Below are 5,622 nucleotides of genomic sequence, written 5' to 3'. Positions count from 1 at the left end.
TGTTAGAGAGTTAAGTAATCTGGCATCCCTTCGGCCTAATAATTTTCTAGTTATCCGTCTCCTCCCCCCCCCTATTATCCCCCCGATCTAACCATGAACGCCATCACTGCCATCCAACCGGAAACCCTCACCGCCCTTCCCCGGGCCACGGAACCGAAAAAAGCGTTAGTTTTACCCGATTGGCTGAAAGAATGCCTGATTACCTACGAAAACGACCCCCAGAATCCCGATATCGATTTAATCTCTAGGGCTTTTAATTTCGCCCACAAACTCCACGAGGGCCAGTATCGCAAATCCGGGGAACCCTATATCGCCCATCCCATAGCTGTGGCGGGATTACTGCGGGATCTGGGGGGTGATGGGGCAATGATCGCGGCGGGATTCCTTCACGATGTGGTGGAAGATACGGAAGTCACCCCCGAAGAAATCGAGGCTAGATTCGGTGTCGAGGTGCGTAATTTGGTGGAAGCGGTGACAAAACTCTCCAAATTCAACTTTTCTAGCAAAACTGAACGGCAAGCGGAGAATTTTCGCCGAATGTTCCTGGCGATGGCTCAAGATATCCGCGTCATCGTGGTCAAATTAGCCGATCGCCTGCACAATATGCAAACCCTCGAACACCTCACCCCGCAACAGCAGCAACGCATCGCCCTAGAAACTAGAGAAATCTTTGCTCCTCTGGCTAACCGTTTAGGGATTGGCAGATTTAAATGGGAATTAGAGGATTTATGCTTTAAATACCTCGAACCCGATGCTTATCGCACCGTGCAGTTATTGGTATCGGAAAAACGTATCGATCGAGAGGCCCGCATCGAAACCGTCACTAACACATTGCGGGAAAAATTGCAAGAAATTGGCATAAAAGTTCTTGATTTACAGGGTCGCCCCAAACATCTCTACGGCATCTATCATAAAATGCACAATCAGGGCAAAGAATTCGAGCAGATTTATGATATTGCCGCCGTCCGCATTATCGTCGAAACCAAAGAGGAATGTTATCGTTGTTTAGCCATAGTTCACGACCAATTTACTCCGATTCCTAACCGTTTTAAAGACTATATCGGTTTACCAAAAGCTAACCGTTATCAATCCCTCCATACCACCGTTGTTGGTTTAAATGCCCGTCCCCTAGAAGTGCAGATTCGCACCCTAGAAATGCACCACGTTGCTGAATACGGGATTGCAGCCCATTGGAAGTATAAAGAAACCGGTTCTAGTCACACAACTTTAACCGCTGAGGATGAAAAATTTGCTTGGCTGCGTAATCTGCTCGACTGGCAAAAAGACCTTAAAGATGGCCAAGAATACATGGATGGCCTGAAAAATAATTTCTTTGAAGAAGATATCTATGTTTTCACCCCCAAAGGTGATGTGGTGGCTCTGGCCCAAGGTGCGACACCGGTAGATTTTGCCTATCATATTCATAGCGAAGTAGGTAATCAGATGAAAGGGGCAAGAATTAATGGTAAATGGTCAGTTCTTGATGCTCCCTTGCAAAATGGTGATCTGGTGGAAATTCTCACCAGCAAGCATAGTCACCCTAGTTTAGATTGGTTAAATTTTGTCGTTACTCCTAGCGCCAGAAATCGCATCCGGCAATGGTACAAAAAATCGCGCCGAGAAGAAAATATTAGCCGGGGTCGTGATTTATTAGAGAAAGAATTGGGTAAAACTGGCTTCGATGCCCTGCTGAAATCGGAACGAATGCAATCGGTGGCTAAACAGTGCAATTATGTGGCAGTAGATGATTTATTGGCGGCCTTAGGTTACGGCGAAGTTACCCTAAAAAATGTGGTTAATCGTCTGCAAGAAACAGTTAAAAATCAACAGGAAATTTTAACGGTCAAAAATCCGCCCGATGTCCTGACTGATTCCCAATTGATTCTACCACCTTCTCCCGTTCAAAGGGCTTTACCCGTTAGTAAATCACCGATCGCCGGTGTGGAGGGATTAGTCTATCGTTTGGCCGGTTGTTGTTGTCCTTTACCAGGAGAAAATATTACCGGTATAGTTGCCCATGCGGGGGAAGGTATTGTTATTCACCGTCAGGGCTGCTCGAATGTGGAAAAAGCCGAAGCTGAACGCTTAATTCCTGTTAGTTGGAACCCCCTAGATGACCAGGGACGTTATCCAACTTATCCAGTAAATATTCAGATTGAAGTGATTGATCGCGTCGGGGTTTTAAAAGATATTCTCTCTCGTTTAAGTGACCAAAATATTAACGTTCGCAATGCCGGAGTTAAGACTAATTTCGGCAAACCCGCTTTAATTTCCCTGAAAATTGAAGTAAAAGACCTGCAACAATTTGAACGCTGTGTTACTCAAATTAAGCTGATGAGCGATGTTTTAAACGTTCGTCGCATCAGTCAGGTGAAAAGCGAACGAGAGTAGGTTAAACCTAAAATTACCGCTCATATCCCCCAAACTTCAGAGCGCCTTAGCTTTTGAACTGGGATGCTGACACTGACTAAAACCACGATGGCAATATCGGCACTTTTTGTCACCGAACAACGTAGGATCGATAATTAATCTGAGCGCAAAAATCCCTATGTTATTATCCCTACTCTCAGTCATCAGTTTTCTGATCAGTTTTCTGGTGGTTGCCCTGATTAAACAACGTTTTAGCCAACAATTGTTAGATATTCCCAATGAGCGTAGCAGCCATAGTCAACCCACACCTAGGGGGGGTGGACTCGGTTTTGTCGTCGCTTTTGCTCTTACCAGCGGCCTCAGTTATTTTCTCCTTCCTCCTTCCCTACCTCTCATTCCCCTGTGGTTGTCCCTGACTCCTTTAATTATTATCGGCCTTCTCGATGATCGTCGCGGTATTCCCTCTAGTATTCGCTATTTAGTGCAGTTATCCTCCGCTAGTGTTGCGGTCACTTTTTTCGGTGCTTTTCCCCAATCTTGGCTATTAGATTTAGGTTTTGTCGGCAAAATTTTGGCTGTTATTCTCACAATTATCGGCCTGACCGCGATGATTAATTTTTATAATTTTATGGATGGTCTCGATGGCTTGGTGGCTGGCTGTACGGCGGTACAATTAGGATTTCTCGCTCTCTATTTTCAGCAACCAATTTTATGGCTTTTAGTGGCAGCTTTAGGCGGTTTTCTCCTCTGGAATTGGTCGCCAGCGAAAATTTTTATGGGTGATGTGGGTAGCACCAGTTTAGGGGCAATTGTCGCTATGGTTTTACTTAATAACCAGGGCAATCAAAGTCAGGCTTGGTCAGCTTTAACTATCACTTTACCTCTGATTGGTGATGCTATTTATACCCTTATTTGTCGATTATTAAAAAGGGAAAATATCTTCCAAGCTCACCGCAGTCACCTTTATCAAAGATTACAAAAATCTGGCTTGTCTCATTCACAAGTAGCGATTATTTATATGGGGGTAACTCTCCTGATTGCTATTAGTGTTAACTACTTAGGAAACCTAGTAGCATGGCTGAGTTTACCTCTGATTCTAGGATTAATTTTTTTCGGAGAAATTTATCTGAATAGGAAAGTTAGCGAGCATAATTTAGCAGTGACAAGAAAAGAATAATTTTTTATTGCTATGGACTTAGGGGTTAGTCAAACCCAGAGAATGTTAGACTAAATCCTATTTAAAAATTATAGGATCGGGGGGTAAGGAGCAGCAGGAATCACTCAAATAGTTATTGGCTAAAGTCTTTTATTTTACTCAAAAACCGATGGTTTTAATCTGGCAAAAACTGAGCTATTTATCTATTATCCCTCCTAACCAAGAGAAAAGAAAAAATTAATATTTATCGGCCAGGGTTAGCTGATATGATCAAGGAGATGACTATCATTCCAAAGTCAATGAGCGCAAGAACATTATTCGATAAAGTCTGGGACGCACACACGGTTAAGATTCTTCCCAGTGGACAGACACAATTATTTATCGGACTGCATCTAGTCCATGAAGTCACCAGTCCCCAAGCTTTTTCGATGCTGAGAGAAAGGGGTTTAAAAGTATTATTTCCTAGACGGACTATTGCTACCGTCGATCACATCGTCCCCACCGAAAATCAGGCGCGTCCTTTCCTTGACGATTTGGCCGAGGAAATGATCCGGGCGATCGAAACTAATGTTCAAACCAATCATATTCCTTTCTATGGCATCGGTTCCGGCAATCAGGGCATAGTTCATGTGATCGCTCCCGAACGGGGTCTAACCCAACCGGGGATGACGATCGCCTGCGGTGATTCCCACACCTCCACCCACGGCGCTTTTGGGGCGATCGCTTTTGGCATCGGCACTTCCCAAGTACGCGATGTTCTTGCTACCCAAACCCTATCCCTATCGAAATTAAAAGTGCGTCGAGTGGAGGTAAACGGCGATTTAAACCCCGGTGTCTATGCTAAAGATGTAATTCTCCATATTATCCGTCAATTAGGCGTTAAAGGCGGTGTTGGTTATGCCTACGAGTACGCTGGTAGTACAATTGAACGGATGTCCATGGAAGAAAGGATGACGATTTGTAACATGGCGATCGAAGGTGGGGCCCGATGTGGTTATATCAACCCTGATCAAATCACCTACGATTACCTCAAAGGTCGTGATTTTGCGCCCAAAGACTGGGAAAGTGCGGTTAATTGGTGGGAAAGCATTAAAAGCGATGCCGATGCGGTTTATGACGATGTGGTGGTCTTCGATGCCGGCGAAATCGAACCCACAGTTACTTGGGGGATTACTCCGGGCCAAGGAATCGGGGTTAACGAAGTCATTCCCACTCCCGAAAGTTTACCGGCAAGTGAAAGAGCGATCGCAGAGGAAGCCTATCAATACATGAAACTCACCCCCGGCACCCCGATTAAAGGCACAAAAATCGATGTCTGCTTCGTCGGTAGCTGTACTAACGGCCGGATCAGTGATCTGCGCGAAGCGGCCAAATTTGCCCAAGGTCATCGTGTTGCCCCCCATGTGAAAGCTTTTATCGTCCCCGGTTCCGAAAGAGTCAAAAAACAGGCAGAAGCGGAAGGATTAGACCAAATTTTCCTAGCATCGGGCTTTGAATGGCGCGAGGCGGGCTGTTCCATGTGTTTAGCCATGAATCCCGATAAATTGCAGGGAGATCAGATCAGCGCCTCCTCCTCCAATCGTAACTTTAAAGGTCGTCAAGGTTCCGCTTCCGGGCGTACTTTGTTGATGAGTCCGGCGATGGTGGTAGCGGCAGCGATTAAAGGAGAAGTCACCGATCCCAGGGAGTTGTTAAATTAAATAGGGTTTGCTGAAAAAGTTTGTTACTGGGGTCAGGAGTCAGGAGTCAGTATTCAGGAGTCAGTATTCAGGAGTCAGTATTCAGGAGTCAGTATTCAGGAGTCAGATGTGAGTTTTCAGTTCACTGATTACTGTTTACTGATCACTGAAAAAAGCTTCTCCCCACACCCCACACCCCACACCCCACACCCCACACCCCACACCCCACACCCTACACCCCACACCCCACACCCTACACCCTACACCCCAAACCCCCCCCCGCCCCCCTAGGGTTGATTCATTCTCGCAAATGTCATTCAATCAAATCCTTATCTGGCAAGGTTTTCAGTCAATTTCTCAGAACAAATATCTGAAAAATTTTTAAAATGCCTTGCTTTGCTTGCCCCGTAAGCGATT

The 5,622-nt window shown here is 45.4% G+C and carries 4 protein-coding genes; all 4 read left to right on the top strand.

Annotated features, from left to right (window positions below; all coding sequences use genetic code 11):
- Positions 1 to 93: 93 nt before the first annotated feature.
- A complete protein-coding gene (locus PX481_RS10110; protein ID WP_288094528.1) occupies positions 94 to 2,391 on the top strand; it encodes a RelA/SpoT family protein in 2,298 nt (765 codons plus the stop codon).
- 157 nt (positions 2,392 to 2,548) lie between these two features.
- A complete protein-coding gene (locus PX481_RS10105) occupies positions 2,549 to 3,547 on the top strand; it encodes an MraY family glycosyltransferase (RefSeq protein WP_288094527.1) in 999 nt (332 codons plus the stop codon).
- A gap of 278 nt (positions 3,548 to 3,825) precedes the next feature.
- Complete coding sequence (gene leuC / locus PX481_RS10100; protein WP_288057878.1) at positions 3,826 to 5,226, top strand: 3-isopropylmalate dehydratase large subunit; 1,401 nt, start codon at positions 3,826 to 3,828, stop codon at positions 5,224 to 5,226.
- A gap of 108 nt (positions 5,227 to 5,334) precedes the next feature.
- Positions 5,335 to 5,496 carry a hypothetical protein gene (locus PX481_RS10095; RefSeq protein WP_288094526.1) on the top strand — a complete coding sequence of 54 codons (162 nt, stop codon included), beginning with the start codon at positions 5,335 to 5,337 and terminating at the stop codon, positions 5,494 to 5,496.
- Positions 5,497 to 5,622 lie beyond the last annotated feature (126 nt).

It is taken from the genome of Microcystis sp. M53603_WE2, assembly GCF_030065435.1.
The sequence above is the reverse complement of the archived record's forward strand: the minus strand, read 5'-3'. Positions and strand labels throughout refer to the sequence as shown.

Bases quoted from the DNA above. Each gene is read 5' to 3' on its own strand.
- leuC (WP_288057878.1), top strand. From the start codon at position 3,826: ATGAGCGCAAGAACATTATTCGATAAAGTCTGGGACGCACACACGGTT.
- PX481_RS10105 (WP_288094527.1), top strand. From the start codon at position 2,549: ATGTTATTATCCCTACTCTCAGTCATCAGTTTTCTGATCAGTTTTCTG.
- PX481_RS10110 (WP_288094528.1), top strand. From the start codon at position 94: ATGAACGCCATCACTGCCATCCAACCGGAAACCCTCACCGCCCTTCCC.